The sequence below is a fragment of the Oceanisphaera litoralis genome, from assembly GCF_016907015.1.
Taxonomy (GTDB): Bacteria; Pseudomonadota; Gammaproteobacteria; order Enterobacterales; family Aeromonadaceae; genus Oceanimonas; species Oceanimonas litoralis.
The window spans coordinates 1-16,542 of the sequence record NZ_JAFBBE010000035.1; the positions used below are offsets into that span (position 1 = coordinate 1).

Annotated in this window: 14 protein-coding genes; 2 read left to right on the top strand and 12 right to left on the bottom strand. The window is 59.1% G+C overall.

What is annotated here, in order from left to right:
* Positions 1 to 242: 242 nt before the first annotated feature.
* A complete protein-coding gene (locus HNR62_RS15555; protein WP_204796994.1) occupies positions 243 to 854 on the bottom strand; it encodes a LolA family protein in 612 nt (203 codons plus the stop codon).
* A gap of 289 nt (positions 855 to 1,143) precedes the next feature.
* Here HNR62_RS15555 and HNR62_RS15560 point away from each other — a divergent pair, with 289 nt between their 5' ends.
* On the top strand, positions 1,144 to 1,425 hold the full coding sequence (locus HNR62_RS15560; RefSeq protein WP_204796995.1) for a hypothetical protein: 282 nt from the start codon (positions 1,144 to 1,146) through the stop codon (positions 1,423 to 1,425).
* Positions 1,426 to 1,461: 36 nt separating this feature from the next.
* Here HNR62_RS15560 and HNR62_RS15565 read toward each other — a convergent pair whose 3' ends face one another.
* The 8 genes from HNR62_RS15565 to glyA all read right to left on the bottom strand — a co-directional run bounded on the left by HNR62_RS15565 (position 1,462) and on the right by glyA (position 10,268).
* Positions 1,462 to 1,860, bottom strand: coding sequence for a cupredoxin domain-containing protein (locus HNR62_RS15565; RefSeq protein WP_204796996.1), 399 nt, complete (start codon positions 1,858 to 1,860; stop codon positions 1,462 to 1,464).
* A 240-nt stretch (positions 1,861 to 2,100) separates the two neighbouring features.
* On the bottom strand, positions 2,101 to 2,445 hold the full coding sequence (locus HNR62_RS15570; protein WP_204796997.1) for a cupin domain-containing protein: 345 nt from the start codon (positions 2,443 to 2,445) through the stop codon (positions 2,101 to 2,103).
* 121 nt (positions 2,446 to 2,566) lie between these two features.
* Positions 2,567 to 3,433, bottom strand: a complete 867-nt coding sequence (gene purU, locus HNR62_RS15575) for a formyltetrahydrofolate deformylase (RefSeq protein WP_204796998.1) — start codon at positions 3,431 to 3,433, stop codon at positions 2,567 to 2,569.
* A 197-nt stretch (positions 3,434 to 3,630) separates the two neighbouring features.
* On the bottom strand, positions 3,631 to 4,260 hold the full coding sequence (locus HNR62_RS15580) for a sarcosine oxidase subunit gamma (RefSeq protein ID WP_204796999.1): 630 nt from the start codon (positions 4,258 to 4,260) through the stop codon (positions 3,631 to 3,633).
* Complete coding sequence (locus HNR62_RS15585) at positions 4,253 to 7,282, bottom strand: sarcosine oxidase subunit alpha family protein (protein ID WP_204797000.1); 3,030 nt, start codon at positions 7,280 to 7,282, stop codon at positions 4,253 to 4,255. Before HNR62_RS15585 ends, HNR62_RS15580 begins: the two co-directional genes overlap by 8 nt.
* Positions 7,279 to 7,566: a sarcosine oxidase subunit delta gene (locus HNR62_RS15590; protein ID WP_204797001.1), complete on the bottom strand. Its 288-nt coding sequence runs from the start codon at positions 7,564 to 7,566 to the stop codon at positions 7,279 to 7,281. The genes HNR62_RS15585 and HNR62_RS15590 overlap by 4 nt, the downstream gene beginning before the upstream one ends.
* Before the next feature lie 10 nt (positions 7,567 to 7,576).
* Positions 7,577 to 8,830 (bottom strand): sarcosine oxidase subunit beta family protein, encoded by a 1,254-nt coding sequence (locus HNR62_RS15595; RefSeq protein ID WP_204797002.1) that lies wholly within the window; start codon positions 8,828 to 8,830, stop codon positions 7,577 to 7,579.
* 184 nt (positions 8,831 to 9,014) lie between these two features.
* Complete coding sequence (gene glyA / locus HNR62_RS15600; RefSeq protein WP_204797003.1) at positions 9,015 to 10,268, bottom strand: serine hydroxymethyltransferase; 1,254 nt, start codon at positions 10,266 to 10,268, stop codon at positions 9,015 to 9,017.
* 355 nt (positions 10,269 to 10,623) lie between these two features.
* Here glyA and HNR62_RS15605 point away from each other — a divergent pair, with 355 nt between their 5' ends.
* Positions 10,624 to 11,667 (top strand): GlxA family transcriptional regulator, encoded by a 1,044-nt coding sequence (locus tag HNR62_RS15605; protein WP_204797004.1) that lies wholly within the window; start codon positions 10,624 to 10,626, stop codon positions 11,665 to 11,667.
* Positions 11,668 to 11,775: 108 nt separating this feature from the next.
* Here HNR62_RS15605 and HNR62_RS15610 read toward each other — a convergent pair whose 3' ends face one another.
* The 3 genes from HNR62_RS15610 to tnpA form a co-directional block, all read right to left on the bottom strand.
* Positions 11,776 to 13,491 (bottom strand): cation:proton antiporter, encoded by a 1,716-nt coding sequence (locus HNR62_RS15610; RefSeq protein WP_204797005.1) that lies wholly within the window; start codon positions 13,489 to 13,491, stop codon positions 11,776 to 11,778.
* Positions 13,491 to 16,208 carry a cation-transporting P-type ATPase gene (locus HNR62_RS15615; protein ID WP_204797006.1) on the bottom strand — a complete coding sequence of 906 codons (2,718 nt, stop codon included), beginning with the start codon at positions 16,206 to 16,208 and terminating at the stop codon, positions 13,491 to 13,493. Before HNR62_RS15615 ends, HNR62_RS15610 begins: the two co-directional genes overlap by 1 nt.
* A gap of 112 nt (positions 16,209 to 16,320) precedes the next feature.
* The coding region (gene tnpA / locus HNR62_RS15620; RefSeq protein WP_204797007.1) for an IS200/IS605 family transposase at positions 16,321 to 16,542 on the bottom strand (222 nt) is incomplete at its 5' end.

Sequence of the window (16,542 nt, forward strand, 5' to 3'; positions counted from 1 at the left end):
TAGCTCTAGCTCCTTATAAGACCATTCCATAATCTGGCCCACCATATTTCTGTATATAAATACAGTGTAGACACAGTTAACTCATACATAGCCAACCGGATTAATCATATGCTCAGGCCGTCATCCTGACGAAAGTCAGGATCTCTCTGCAGGAAGATACCGGGGCAGGCCCGGTATGACCGTGCTTAAAACACGGCATTGTTATCAGACATTGATCACTCCTTTAGTGTGATTGGTATTACTCAGGGAGAAAATAAGTTGTCGGGAAAGACGGGCTCGAGCTCAATCTGCTCCAGCCAGACGGTTTCCAGCCGGTTGCCCCGGCTATCGCTGCTGACGACCTTGAGCGGAAACCACAACTCCCGATCGAGCCACAGCTCGTAACGCCCCACTTCATTCGGCCCGGCCGGCCCATTGATGACCAGATGCCACACAGGCCGGTCACGGTAGTTGGCCGGCTGCTGCAGCGCCAGATCGCCCGCTTGCTGTAGCTGTAACACCCGGCGCAACAGCACCCCCACATCGGACTTGTCTACCCGGTGACCACGGGGGCTAACCACCAGTGAATGCCCGGGCCGCAGGCTGACCGAGGGCCAGCTCAGGCCGAAGGGCCAAAGCCGGACCCGGTTGCTGTCGGGCCGGTAAATCAGCACGGCTCCCGCATGGGGGGACAGCACATCCATGCGCACCCAACCGGGTTTGCGATAGGCATAACGCAGTTGCAGGTTGCCGCCCGGCCCCTCGCTGCGCAGCTTTAGCCGGTAGCCATCGAGCCGTTCGAACCTTTCCAGTGCCTCTTGCAGCGGTGCAGGACTCGTCAGCGTTAACGCCATCAGCAACCATAATCCGCTCATCCGCCCTTCTCCCCGCTCCGCATCCTGTTTTCAGCATAGCAAGGGCAGAAGGGCGGGAGATCAGCAGGCATAGAGGACAACAGGCCCGCTCTGCCGACTGAAGTGGCAGCTACAGCAAGACAGCAAGGTGATGGATCGAACCTGCTCGATCGCCAGTCCTTGCCTTCGGCCGGTGGTTGGCGTTCAATGAACAAATACAGAGGGTATGCCGCTCACCGGGAGCGGCATGCTCAGCAACGCTCTCGGGCTTAACGGTTCATTTTGGTGTCAGCACTTACAAGGATTTTGTATGCATGTAGATAAAGCTAAAAAACGAATCGCAAAACAGGTCAAGAAGGGCTTTAAAGGCTATCCGCAGATTACCCTGGAGTACTTTGGTAAAAGTGCCGATTGTGCAACGGAAGTCGCTATTCGGTTTACCCTGGAAGAAGGCGCACAGGTTCAGGAAGAACGGTTTGCCAGTGAAACGGATGTCAGGGAAAACGAGGTGATTCAATCCGCCTTGATTAAAATCATCGATCGGGCCGATGCCAGCTCGGTCATGGAAATTGAAGGTGTGTCGATTATTTGATCCTGTCGTTCGTGCCGTGGAGTCAGCCCCTATCATTCACTCCACCACTTGCAGCACGCCTGTCATGCCACGATCCTGATGGCTGCGAAAGAATATGAGCTTTTCCTCGCAGTAGAAGGGAACCTGACCCGTAGCCCGGGGAGTAAAACGGATAATGCTGGTGGTAGCCAGCCTTTCGTTCACGTCTATCCCCATGCGTGGAGACCAGATCACCAGGCTGTGGGGTATGATTCCCGCCTCTGTATCTACCTCCAGCACCACAGGAACGCCGACCTTGACGATGATATGATCGGGCTGAAAAAAATAGCTGCCAGCCACGATTTTCACCCGCTGCAGGCCATTGTCGTCGAGCCGGGCCCGAACAGGCGCCGCCTGTCCCATTACGGGTACCAGGGTCATCAACAGAGCCAGTATTTTTATCCATCGGCGATTCATGCATCCTCCTGCCGGGCCATGCCGCTGTTTTCAGCATAGCTCTCACAAAAGCAGAGCGGATGATGGGTAATGAGCACCGATTGAGCACGGAAGTATTACCTTGAATCCGAGGGCCCCGATCCTGCGTCGCAGGATTTAGCAGCTAAAGCAGCTACTACAGGGGCGATGATTTGGTTTTTTGGGGGTAAACAAAAACGGCCTGCGCAATGCAGGCCGTGAAATAACCGGTGCTATGCCCTGTTAGGCAAACACGAAGTACTTGCGCACGGTTTCCACGACTTCCCAGGTGCCCTGGAAGCCGGGCTCGACCACGAAGATGTCGCCGGCTTTCAGGTGAATGGGCTCACCGCCTTCGGGGGTGAGAATGCAGTAACCTTCACGGAAGTCGCAATATTCCCACTTGGTGTAGTTGACCGCCCACTTGCCGGGAGTACAGATCCAGGTACCCATCAGCTTGCTGCCGTCGTCCGACTGGTAAGCGTTCAGGTTAACGGTGTGCGGGTCGCCGGACAGCTTTTCCCACTGGGTGGCATCCAGTAACACTTCGGGCTGGGTATCGCGCAGAACCGTGATCTTGTTAGACATGATATCTCCTTGTCATGACTTTCTTTTTACGTGAACAGACTCATCGAACAAGCCTGTTTGCTATGCAGGGGACGCACCGCGGCGGCGGCATGCCCCCTGCCGGGAATACATCGAACGGGGGTTAACTGCCCAGTACCACCGTCTTGCCCTGGTACATGAACACCCGTTTTTCGATGTGATACTGAATGGCTTTGGCCAGGGTGATGCACTCGACATCGCGCCCCTTGGCCACCAGATCTTCCGGATAATGACTGTGATCCACCGTCTGAATGCCCTGGGTAATAATGGGGCCTTCATCCAGCTCGTTGTTGATGTAATGGGCCGTGGCTCCCACCAGCTTCACCCCCTTGGCATAGGCCTGGTGATAGGGCTGGGCGCCCTTGAAACCGGGCAGCAGCGAGTGGTGAATATTGATGGCCCAGCCCGCCAGCTGATTGCACAGCTGGGGGCTCAGCACCTGCATGTAGCGCGCCAGCACCACCAGATCCGCCTGTGATTCCTGCACTATATGCCAGATCTTGGCCTCTTGTTCGGCCTTGGTCTCGGCAGTCACCGGCAGATGGTAATAGGGAATATGGTGCCAGTCGGCCAGCCGCTGCAGATCCGGGTGATTGGAAATAATCGCCGGAATCTCGATGGCCAGCTGACCGGTGCGGTAGCGATACAGCAGGTCGTTGAGGCAGTGATCGAACTTGGACACCATGATCACCACATTGGGCTTGCGGCTGCGCTCGGTCAGCTCCCACTGCATGCCGAACTCGGCGGCCCGGGGGGCAAAGCCATCACGAAACGCCGTCTCGTCAAAGTCTCCGCTCTCGGGCTTGCGAAACTCGGCGCGAATGAAAAAGTGGCCGGCACGGGCGTCATCAAAGGTCTGCATATCCGCCACGTAGCAGCGCTGCTCACGCAGGTAACCGGTCACCGCATCCACTGTGCCCAGCTTGCTGGCGCAGCTGGCGGTCAGGATCAGAGTATCGTGTTGTGTCATGCGACAGCCTCCTGCTGAATATTCGCCGTACTAACTTATTATCGGTCTTCATGAACCCCCGCCTTCGCGAGGGTGACCAACCGGGTAATACTCGGCTCATGGACCCCCACCTTCGCGAGGGTGACCAACCGGGTGATACTCGGCTCATGGACCCCCGCCTTCGCGGGGGTGACACATGATGACGCCGCTCGGTTTGCCTACTTCTCGATCACCAGGCCGTATTCGCGGCTGGCGTCCTGCAGCCACATCCACAGGTAGTCCGAGAAGCTGCGGCGGATCACCATCTCGAAGCTGTCCGCACCGGTGCGGCGCAGCAGCACGGCGCTCTTGGCGAAGGTGGTGCCCACGCACTTGCCGGTCGGCAGGTTGGAGATGTGCACATCATAATGACAAGATTTGCGAATCACCAGCTCGGCCTTGGGACCGGACAGCGCCAGTACCGTCTGGCCGCCGCTGACATCCACCAGAGAATAGTGACCGGTAAGCTGCTCGCGCAGCCGGGCTTCCAGCTGCCCTTCCCGACCACTTTCGGTGATGATCAGCCACTCGTCCGGCGCCAGCCACTGCACCAGCACCTGACCACTGTCGACCGAGCTGCACGCAGTGGTAGGCAGCGCCACACCCAGTACCTTCTCTACGGTTTTGGCGAACAGTTCGTTGTTCACGTTGCCGCGCAACACCAGGTGGCCCAGCAGTGCCTTCTCGCGCAACACCACTTCGCCCTGTTGTTCTTTTTTGGCCAGCTCGGGCAGATTGGCGTGATACAGCGGGGATTCCACCCGCACCTCGGTTGCTGTTTCGGCCAGTTTAGCGGTGATGTTAGACATGCTGACGCTCTCCTTTGGGATCATAGAAAATCGGGCTGGTAATTTCGGCTTCCAGCACCCGGCCATCGGCCAGCGGGCAGTACACGGTTTCGCCCATGCGGCTCAGGCCGCCTTTCACCACGCCCATGGCGATGTTGTGGCCCAGGTTGGCACTGTAGTAGCTGGACGACACATGACCGACCATGGGTACCGGTACCGGATGGTTCGGGTCCAGCACGATTTGCGCGCCTTCCGGAATCACGGTCTTCGGCTCCTTGCACTTCAGGCCCACCAGCTGCTTGCGATCGGTGCGTGCCGTGTCGGAACGACTCCAGGAACGCTGGCCGATGAAGGGGAACGGCTTGGTCTTGCCCACACACCAGTCCATGCCCAGATCGAAGGGGGTCACGGAACCATCGGTGTCCTGGCCGACGATGATGAAGCCCTTCTCTGCCCGCAGCACGTGCATGGTTTCGGTGCCGTACGGCGTAATGTTGAACTCGGCACCCGCTTCCATCACCGCTTCCCACGTATGCAGACCATAGTTCGCCTGTACGTTGATCTCGAAGCTCAGCTCGCCGGTGAAGGAGATGCGGAAGATCCGCGCCTTCACACCCGCGACGGTCGCATCGCGCCAGCCCATGAAGGGGAAGGCTTCTGCAGACAGGTCCACATCTTCACAGATCTTTTCCAGCACCTTGCGGCTGTTGGGGCCGGTGACCGTCATGGTGGACCAGTGATCGGTGACCGAGGAGAAATACACCTCCAGCTCCGGCCATTCGGTCTGGTGCCACAGCTCCAGCCACTGCAGTACGCCGGCGGCGCCACCCGTGGTGGTGGTCATAACAAAGTGGTTGTCGTTGATGCAGGCGGTGACACCATCGTCAAACACCATGCCGTCTTCTTTACACATGAGGCCGTAGCGGCAGTTACCGGGGCTCAGCTTGGCCCAGGCGTTGGTGTAGATGCGCGCCAGAAACTCGCGGGCATCGGCACCCTGAATGTCGATTTTACCCAGGGTAGAGGCATCCAGAATGCCCACGCTGTTGCGTACCGCCTGACATTCGCGGTTAACCGCCTGATGCATGTCTTCACCGTTCTTGGGGAAGAACCAGGGGCGCTTCCACTGGCCCACATCTTCAAACTCGGCGCCGCTCTTCACATGCCAGGCATGCATGGCGGTAAAACGTGCCGGGTCGAACAGGTGGTGCGCATTGCGTCCGGCAAAGGCGCCAAACGTAACCGGCGTGTAGTTGGGACGGAACACGGTAGTGCCGGTTTCGGCAATGGTCTTGCCCATGGCCCGGGCGGCAATCGCCATGCCGTTGATGTTGCCCAGCTTGCCCTGATCGGTACCAAAGCCCATGGCGGTGTAGCGCTTGATGTGCTCGATGGACTCGAACCCCTCGCGCACGGCCAGCTCGATACCGGCGGCGGTGACGTCGTTCTGGTAATCCACAAACTGCTTGGGCGCACGGCTCACCGGCTTGTTGTGCGGCACCAGGAACAGGGCCTGAGCCGCATCTTCCTGCGGATCTTCGGTCTTGAGCGCGGCATCCTTGACCTGGGCGGAAATGTCACCGTAACCGGTGGCATCGGCGGCCGCACGACCTGCGGTCAGGCCCTCGGCCAGCACCCTGGACAGCGCATAGGTGCCCTGAATGCCGCCGGCCAGCAGCTGCTTTTGTACCGACTCGCCGGGTACAAAGCCGTTGAGCTCGTCACTCCACACCGGACGCGAGCCGGTATGCGCGGTCAGATGCACCACCGGGCTCCAGCCACCGGAGCTGGCGATGATGTCACAGGAAAGCGTCTCAACTGCACCGGTGACCTGGCTGCCGTCGCTGGACAGCGCCGCCACCTTGGCGCCGGTTACTCGCTTCTTGCCAACCGCTTCAATCAGGCCATGGCCGGTATACATCTTGACGCCGCGCGCCTTCAGCGCCTGATAACGGGCCCCCGAGGGACGATGACGGCTGTCGACCACAGCGCTTATCTTGCGGCCGGCGTCCAGCCAGTCCAGCGCGGCCTGATAGCCGTAATCGTTACAGGTCATCAGCACCAGGTTGTTGCCCGGGGCCACGCCATAACGGTTGACGTAGGTAGAGAGTGCACTGGCCACCAGGCAGCCGGGCAGGTCGTTGTTGCCGAACACCAGCGGGCGTTCGTGCGCACCGGTCGCCAGCACCACGCGCTTGGCACGGATGCGGTGCAGACGCTGACGGGTCTTGCCGGATACGCGCTCGCCCTGGTGATCGGTACGGCGCTCCAGTACGGTAAGAAAGTTCTGATCGTAATAGCCGGCGGCGGTGCTGCGGGGCAGCAGGGTCACGTCGGGCAGGCCCTGCAGCTCTTTTACCGCGTCCGCCACCCACTGGGTCGGCGCCTGGCCATTGATGGGCTGGGTGCTGTGCAGCAGATGGCCGCCGAATTCGTTCTGTTCGTCCACCAGTATCACCCGGGCGCCACGGCGACCCGCCGCCAGTGCCGCCGCCAGGCCGGCCGCGCCACCGCCCACCACCAGTACGTCACAGTGATGATTGAGCTTGTCGTAGGTATCCGGATCCTTCTCTTTCGGCACCCGGCCCAGGCCGGCGGCCTTGCGGATCAGATGTTCGTACTTGGGCCACATGGACTGGGGATACATGAAGGTCTTGTAGTAGAAGCCGGGGGGCATCATGCTGCCGCCGAGCTTGCCCATCACGCCCATGATGTCCTTGTCCACATTCGGCCAGCCGTTGGTGCTGGCGGCGGTGAGGCCGTCATACAGCTCGCCCTGGGTGCCGCGAATATTGGGGATCATGGTGGCTTCGGAGCTGCCCACCTGCAGGATGCAGTTCGGCTCTTCGGCACCGGCGGCCATGATGCCGCGCGGACGGGAATACTTGAACGAACGGCCGACCACGTCGACCCCGTTGGCCAGCAGTGCCGAGGCGATGGTGTCGCCAGACAGACCCTGATAGGTCTTGCCGTTAAAAATAAAGTTGAGCGGTTTGCTGTGGTCTACCCGACCCTTGCCCTGAAGACGATATTGCTGGCTCATGACTGGCCTCCTTGCCGGGGCTGCTCGCCCACCTTGTAGGTTTCCTGAATTTCATAGGTCACTGTGTGCCGGGTCGCATTGAAGAACTTGCGACAGCCGGCGGCGTGATACCACATTTCGTGATGCAGACCGCGCGGGTTCTTGCGCATGAACAGGTACTGGGCCCATTCTGCGTCGCTGAGCGCGTTCGGATCCGCCGGGCGGGCAATGTGTGCCTCGCCGCCGTAGTGAAATTCGTCTTCTTCCCGGTGTTCGCCGCAATGCGGACAATAAATATTCAGCATCTCTATCTCCTCAGTGGGCTACGCCGGCAGCGCCGTGCTCGTCAATCAGGTGGCCGCTGGTAAAGCGGTCGACATTGAAGGGTTTGGCCAGGGGATGAGGGTCATCCTTGGCAATGGTGTGGGCGAATACGTTGCCCGAGCCCGGGGTGGCCTTGAAGCCGCCGGTGCCCCAGCCGCAGTTGAAATACAGGCCCTTGATGTGGGTCTTGGAAATAATCGGACAGGCATCCGGACAGGTGTCGACGATGCCGCCCCAGGTACGGTTGAGGCGAACCCGGCTGAAAATGGGGAACATTTCCACAATGGCCGCCATGGTTTCTTCCACCACCGGGAAGGAACCGCGCTGACCGTAACCCAGGTAGCTGTCGATACCGGCGCCGATGACCAGGTCACCCTTGTCGGACTGGGAGATATAACCGTGTACGTGGTTGGACATGACCACGGTGTCGAGGATCGGCTTGACCGGCTCGGATACCATGGCCTGCAGCGGATGGGACTCCAGCGGCAGCTTCATGCCGACCATGTTGGCCATGACACCCGAGTTACCGGCGGTGACACAGGCCACCTTGGGCGCGGAGATAAAGCCACGGTTGGTTTCCACCCCGGTGACGGCGCCGTTTTCGCGACGGATGCCGGTCACTTCGGTCTGCTGGATCAGGTGTACCCCCAGGGCGTCGGCGGCGCGGGCAAAGCCCCAGGCCACGGCGTCGTGACGGGCGGTGCCGCCGCGCGGTTGCCAGGAGGCACCCAGCACCGGATAACGGGCACTGGTGGAACAGTCCAGAATCGGCACCAGATCCTGCACCTGCTTGGCGTTGAGCACTTCGCCGTCGATGCCGTTCAGGCGGTTGGCGTTAACCCGGCGCTCTATGTCGCGCATGTCCTGCAGGGTGTGCCCCAGGTTGAGCACGCCGCGCTGGCTGAACATCAGGTTGTAGTTCAGATCCTGCGCCAGGCCTTCCCACAGTTTCATGGAATGCTCATACAGGTGAGCGGCTTCATCCCACAGGTAGTTGGAACGCACGATAGTGGTGTTACGGGCGGTGTTGCCGCCACCCAGGTAACCCTTTTCGATGACCGCCACGTTGGTGATGCCGTGTTCCTTGGCCAGGTAGTAGGCCGTGGCCAGACCGTGGCCGCCGCCGCCGACGATGATAACGTCGTAACCTTCCGGCTTGGGCGTGGGGTTGTGCCACACGCGCTGCCAGTTTTCGTGGTGGGTCAGGGCATGCTTGAGGAGCCCGAATCCTGAATATTTTTTCATAGTCTCACCTGTCAGTTTGAATTCTGTAGCCGGTGCGTGCGCCGATTGAAGCATCCTCACGCCGACTCGCCGTAAACCCCTCCCTGGGGGCTCGGACATGCCATCCCTGGCATGTCACGGTCGGCTTAGAGGACTGCTCCAATCGGCTGTCAGGCCACGGAGCAACCTGCCTTTAATCAATAAGTTAGCGATATACCGGGAAGTAGCTGCACAGGCTGGCGACCTGGTCCCTGACCGACACAATCACTTCCGGGTCGTCCATATGCTCCAGAATGTCGCAGATCCAGCCGGCCAGCTGGCGGCAGTGCTCTACCTTGAAGCCGCGGGTGGTGACCGCCGGGGTGCCGATACGCAGGCCCGAGGTCACGAAGGGCGACTGGGGGTCGTTGGGTACGGCGTTCTTGTTCACGGTAATGTGGGCCTCACCCAGTACCCGATCCGCATCCTTGCCGGTAATACCCTTGGCGGACAGGTCGAGCAGGAACAGGTGGTTGTCGGTGCCGTTGGATACCACATCGAAACCGCGGCTCTGAAACACCGCCACCATGGCGCGGGCGTTTTCCACCACGGCTTTCTGATACGCGGTAAATTCCGGCTTCAGCGCTTCGGCAAAGGCCACCGCCTTGCCGGCGATGGCGTGCATCTGCGGGCCACCCTGACCACCGGGGAACACGGCGGCGTTGAGTTTTTTCTCCAGATCCGGATTGCCTTTGGCCAGGATCAGGCCGCCGCGGGGGCCGCGCAGTGTCTTGTGCGTGGTGGTGGTGACCACATGGGCATGAGGGACCGGGTTGGGGTACTGGCCGGCGGCGACCAGACCGGCCACATGGGCCATGTCCACGAACAGATAGGCGCCTACCTTGTCGGCGATGGCGCGGAAACGGGCCCAGTCCAGCACCTTGGAGTAGGCGGAGAAACCGGCGACGATCATCTTCGGCTTGTGCTCTACTGCGAGCGCTTCAACCTGGTCGTAGTCCACCTCACCGGTGGCCTCGTTCAGGCCGTACTGCACCGCCTGGTATATTTTGCCGGAAAAGCTGACCTTGGCGCCGTGCGTCAGGTGGCCACCGTGGGCCAGGCTCATGCCCAGCACGGTATCGCCGGGGGCGCACAGCGCCATGTAAACGGCGGCATTGGCCTGAGAGCCGGAATGGGGCTGCACGTTGGCATAGTCTGCGCCAAACAGTTCCTTGGCGCGCTCGATGGCCAGCACTTCAACCTTGTCTACCGCTTCGCAACCGCCGTAATAGCGCTTGCCCGGGTAGCCTTCCGCATATTTGTTGGTCAGTACCGACCCCTGGGCTTCCATAACGGCCGGGCTGGTGTAGTTTTCCGAGGCAATCAGCTCGATATGTTGTTCCTGACGAGCGGCCTCTTCTTCCATGGCGGCCCACAGTGCCGGGTCTATATCCTGAATGCGGGTGTCTTTGCTGAACATCTTGTGACCTCCTTGCGCGGCCCGGGCTGGTTCCCGGTGCCTGATGTATCCCTGGTTGCGTGGCGAGGGGAATAAACACCCAGGCCTTGCGTTAATGAGATACTACTGGGGGGTACCATGGCAGGGGTGACTGGCTGCGGCCTAAAGTTGTGTATTTGCGACAAAGCGTTACATAAAATCAACATTGTGATCATCGCCCGTCACAACAGGGGGGCAAATCGGGGGAAAACCGGAGCCAGACCGGGCTCGACAAGGCGGTACAGGTGCAAAGCCCGGCCTGGCGGGGTACTATGGAGCCCTAAGCGATAACATCCTGGAAACGCTCCCTTCACCCCGGATCCATCATAAAAACACCATGTCCCAAATCAGTGAAAAACGTTATTTCAGTCATCGCCTGCGCGACACCAACAGCGCCTTTCTGCCGGCGCGCCAAAGCGGTGCAGCGCCGATAAGGGTCGGCTTTGTACTGCAGCCCCACTTTTCGATGATGGCCTTTACCGCGGCGGTAGACGCCCTGGTCACCGCCAACCTGGTGCAGGCCACGCCGCTGTTCGGCTTTACCATCTTCGGCCTTGACGCCAAGACGGTGCGCAGTGATCTGGCCATCGATATTTCGGCCAACGCCACCCTGGACGAGCTGACGCTGGAAGGCGAGGACGCCCTGGATGTGCTGATTGTGTGCGGCGGCTTTCGCTGCAGCCTGAGCGAACACCCGCCGCTGAGCCGGGTGCTCAAGGCGGCGGCCAAGCGACAAAAGGTGCTGGGCGGCCTGTGGAACGGCGCCGTGGCCCTGGCCCACGCCGGTGTGCTCGACGGGCTTGCCTGCGCCCTGCACCCGGACAACCATGCCGTGGTGCAGGAAGGTTTCCCCCGGGTACAGGTGTCGCCCCAGCCCATGGTGGTGGAAGCGCGCATACTGACCAGCGCCGGCCCCAACAGTGCGCTGGAGATGATGCTGGCATTGGTCGAACGGCTGCACGGTCGGGAAACGGTGCGCGCCATCAACGAAATACTCAGCAGCGACCGCATCGTCGACGACGGCGATACCCCGCTCTCCCTGGCCGAAAACGACCCGACCATGCCCGACGCCCTGCGCACCCTGCTGCGGCTGATGAACAGCAACATCGAAGAGCCGCTCGGCATCGAGGAGCTGGCCGACTACGTGGGCCTGTCGCGCCGTCGCATAGAGCGGCTGTTCCAGAGCCACCTCGAGACCACCCCCTCCCGTTACTATCTGGAGCTGCGCATCACCCACGCCCGCCGCCTGCTGCTGCAAAGCAGCACCAGCATATCCGGCATCGCCGTGGCCTGCGGTTTTGTCAGCTCCACCCACTTCAGCCACTGCTTCAAGGACTTTTTCGGCATTTCACCCAGCCAGGCGCGTCAGAAGCGCGGTTAACCAAGGAGTGCCGTACAAGAACTCGTCAGTCAACACCACAAACCGGTGCGGACTGACGGATTAGGATACCAAAACGACATTCACGACCCATGATGTTCGCCAAGGCATTCACGATTTTGCAGGATCAAGGCATGAGGCAGGCGATGCCGCTTTCATGCGTGCAACCGCCTGCTCGGCTGCGTCGTGAAAGGGCAACAGGATCAGCGTCGCTCCTTTCTCCTTCAGCACGTTATGGTCACCCAACTGCTGGGCGCAGACGGCGATACCGCCGGTATAACCTTGCTGCTTCAACCCCTCAATCAATGACAAGCGCGGATCTTCATGAGTCACGCCAAGGTCATGCTGCGGCATGGCAGCAACAACCCATTTGACACCATCAAGCAGCAGATCACTGACGAATACGGCGTCACTCGCATCACCGTACATCACCCTGTGACCCTGGTTGCGCCAGCGCCGCACTTCATCAGGGTTAAAGTCAACCGCCATCAGGCTGAACCCCTCTTTTTGCAGATAGTAGGCTACCGCTTTACCATAACGCCCCAGACCAAAGAGGATGACATCGTAGGGTTGTTTTTCGGCACGCTGATCCTCCAGCGCTTCTTCCCGATACGGTTTTCTGCGCTCGAAGATGCTCAACCAGGGCTCCAGTTGACTGTACAGACGGTGAGAATAGGTAATCATGTACACGGACATGGCGATGGTAATGAGTCCCACCAGGGTGACCAGACCGAGAGACTCTGCCGAAACGTGTCCCAGACTCAGGCCCATCGCCATGAAGATGAGTGAAAACTCGCTGATCTGGGCCACTGTCAATCCGGCCAAAAAACCGGTTCGCTTGCGGTAGCCCATGGTGCCCATAATCGCCATGACGATCAGCGGATTGCCAACCAGTACGAACACGGAAAATATCAATGCCGGGACAAGCTGCGAACCCAGCAGACCGAGATCAAGCTGTAAGCCCAGCGCAATAAAGAAAAACAGCAACAGGAAATCGCGCAACGAAGCAAGTCGCGCCACTATCGCCTCTCTGAAGGGGGTTGAGGCAAGGGATATGCCGGCCAGCAGGCCCCCCAGTTCCTTGCTGAAACCCAACTGGCTGCCGATGGCGGCCAGCAGCGCCGCCCAGCCAATGGCAAAGGTGATCAGCAACTCCTGGGAACGGGCGATCCGGCTGACCAGTGGGGTTGCCAGGTAGCGAATGAACAGCAGCACAAAGCCCAGCATGATCAGACCGTATATCAGCACGCTGCCGACATGCTCTAACGCCGAGTCTCCCGCGCCTGTTTGTGCCCCGATACCGAACGCAGATAACACCATCATGGCCAGCACGACCACCAAATCCTGTACGATCAAAAAGCCTACGGCAATACGACCGTGCAGAGAATCGACTTCCCTTTTGTCAGACAACAGCTTGACGATGATGATGGTACTGGAGAAGGTCAACGCCACCGCAACATAGAGTGAAGTGATCATATCCTGGCCCAGGGCAATGCCGATCAGATAACCGATAGCCGAGGTAAAGGCCACCTGCCCCAGTCCGGTGGCGAGGGAGACCGGCCCCAGGGTACGAATCAGCTTTAAGTCAAGCTTCAAGCCAACCAAAAACAGCAGCACGGCAATACCCAACTCTGCCAGCAACTCGATATGCTCGTGCGATTCGACGATGTTCAACATGGATGGCCCCGCCAGCACCCCCACCGCAATGAAACTGACAATCATGGGCTGGCGCAGCAGCACGCCAACAAAACCGATGACCGCCGCCAGTACCACCACTGCCGTCAGTTCATAGAAGGTGGAGGCGTGAATAATACTCAAATCTGGCATCACACTTGCCTCATCCGTCGATAGCTAAGCCGCATCTGCTTCTCGATTTCAATGATCGTAAACAGAACAACACCGACGCCAAGGATCAGCAAGCCATCCAGGAAGGGAATGGACTCGGTAGCAAATACCGCTTGCAGCGGCGGCAGATAGGTAATGGCGAATTGTGCCGCCGTAATCGCGATCACCACAGTCCATACGACGTTAGTACCGCGCACCGCCTGCCAGGTCAGCGACGTGCTGTAGATATTGCGGATGAAGAACAAGTGAAAAATCTCCATGACAACCAGCGTATTCAGCGCCATGGTGCGGGCCAGCTCCACCGAATAACCACGCTCAATGGCGTAATGATAGGTACCAAATACGCCGCAGAGAAACAGAATGGACACTAAAACGATATGCCAGACCAGCTCGCCGTTTAGCAATGGCTCATGGCGAGCACGCGGTGGGCGGCGCATGGTATTCTGCTCGGTTGGCTCGAAGGCCAGCGCAATGCCGAGCGTGATGGCGGTAATCAGATTGATCCAAAGAATCTGAATCGGGGTCACCGGCAGCGTCATGCCCAGAAGCAGGGCAACGATTATCGTCATTGCCTCACCGGCATTGGTCGGCAACGTCCAGCTGATGACTTTCTTCAGGTTGTCGTACACGGTGCGGCCTTCGCGTACGGCAGCCACTATGGAGGCAAAGTTGTCATCGGTCAGCACCAGATCTGCGGCCTCTTTGGCCGCTTCACTGCCTTTTTGCCCCATGGCAATGCCCGCATCGGCCCTTTTAAGCGCCGGGGCATCATTAACCCCGTCGCCGGTCATGGCCACCGTCATGCCGTGCGATTGCAACGCCATTACCAGCCGCAATTTGTGTTCCGGGCTGGTGCGGGCGAAAATATCACAGTCCAGCACGGCTTGACGCAGTACGGTTTCATCCAGTCCGTCCAGATCTTTTCCGGTCAGCACTTTTTCGGTGTTTTGCAGACCAATCTGCTTACCGATAGCAAGGGCAGTTTGGGTGTGATCACCGGTGATCATTTTTACCCCAATGCCAGCATCATGACATTCGGCCACGGCGGCAATCGCCTCGGCCCGGGGTGGGTCTATCATTCCCACCATACCGAGCAGGGTCAGCGAGCCCTCAACATCCGCGTGTGCCAACACCCTGTGTTGCAGCGCCACCGTTTTAACGGCGAATGCCAGTACCCGCTGGCCGAGGGATGCAACCGATTCTGCCTGCCTGTGCCAATAAGCCGCATCCAGTGACTCCTCTGCCCCATTGGCGCCACGCTGATTCGCACACATCTCCAGTATTCGTTCCGGCGCGCCTTTGACGAATACACAGGCATGCTCATCCCGGGCGTGATTCAGTGTTGCCATGAAGCGGTGCCTGGCATCAAAAGGGATGGCATGGGTACGCGTCCAGGTAGCCTGTTCCTGGCGAGTGTTGATATCCATTTTTCCGCTGAAGGCCAGCAGGGCGCCTTCCATCGGGTCGCCTTCCACTCCCCACACACCATCATGCTCACGTAGCGCAGCATCGTTGCACAGTGTTGCTGCACGGGCGAGCTCTTCCAGCACCAGGTGTTCTGCAGGCGACACATGGGCATCGTCCTGCTTTAACGCCCCCTTGGGTTCATAGCCATCACCTTCCAGGGTAAAAAGGTGCCGGTGAGTGAGTACCGAAGCCACCATCATTTCATTACGGGTCAGTGTCCCTGTCTTATCGGTGCAGATAACCGACACCGACCCCAGGGTTTCAATAGCTGGCAAGCGTCGCACAATGGCATTGCGCCGCGCCATGGCCTGCACACCGATTGCCAGAGTAATGGTCAATACAGCGGGCAGTCCCTCGGGAATGGCTGCCACCGATAATCCCACTACCGCCATGAACATCTCGGTAAAATCGTAACGTGCAACAAAATATCCAAAGGCGAACAAGACGGCAGCGATAACCAGAATGAAAATGGTCAACCATTTGGCAAACACCCCCATTTGCGCCACCAGTGGCGTCGTTAATGCCTCCACTCGCGATAGCAGCCCGCTGATCCGCCCGATTTCCGTACCGCCCCCGGTGGCCACGACCACGCCCTTGCCCTGCCCGCTGGTGACAAGAGTGCCGGAATAAGCCATGCAGAAGCGGTCCCCCAGCGGCGAATCTTCCACCACCGGTTGAATGTGTTTTTCCACCGGTACAGATTCTCCGGTTAATATCGCTTCTTGTATCGACAGGCCGTGTGCGGTGAGCAGTCTGAGATCGGCAGGCACCTTGTCACCCGCCTCCAGCAACACTATGTCGCCGGGCACCAATTGCTCGCCGTCAACCGTGGCCCGTTCACCACCACGAATGACATTCGCACGGGGGGCCAGCATGTGGCGAATGGCGTCCATGGCCTGCTCGGCCTTGCCTTCCTGAATGAAGCCGATAACGGCGTTGGCCATGACCACAGCCAGGATGACGCCGGTATCCACCCAATGACCGAGCAACGCCGTCATCAGGGCACAACCGAGCAGCACATAAATCAGAATATTGTGAAAATGCAGAATAAAGCGCAGCAAAGGGCTGCGGCGAGCAGTCTGGGGCAGGCAGTTGGGGCCATGAGTCGCCAGGCGTGTTGCCGCACTGGTTGGAGTCAAACCCGAGGTCGAGGTTTGCAGATTTTCCAGCGTCGCCTCGGCAGAAACACTGTGCCATTTAATCTCTGAAACCTGCTGTTCTGTATTGTGCATATCCGCCTCATTACCCGACTGCGACAAAAATATTGTCGTTTACCATAAACACCGTAAAGCCCCGTCATTCATGGCGGGGATATAAGGTGTGAACGGCGTAGCCGTTCCGTGGTTAATGGGGAGTTTGTTGTTGCTCTATGTACTGGCGAATGATCTCTATCGGAGCCCCACCGCAGCTTGACGCAAAGTAGGATGGCGACCACAACGCCCCCTTGTAGTAGAACTTGGCTGCTATATCTGGCCGCTCTTTTCTCAATACCCGACTGGATGCCCCTTTCAAGCTGTTCACCAGCGCCGATACCGCCACTTTTGGCGGGTAATTCACCAGCAGGTG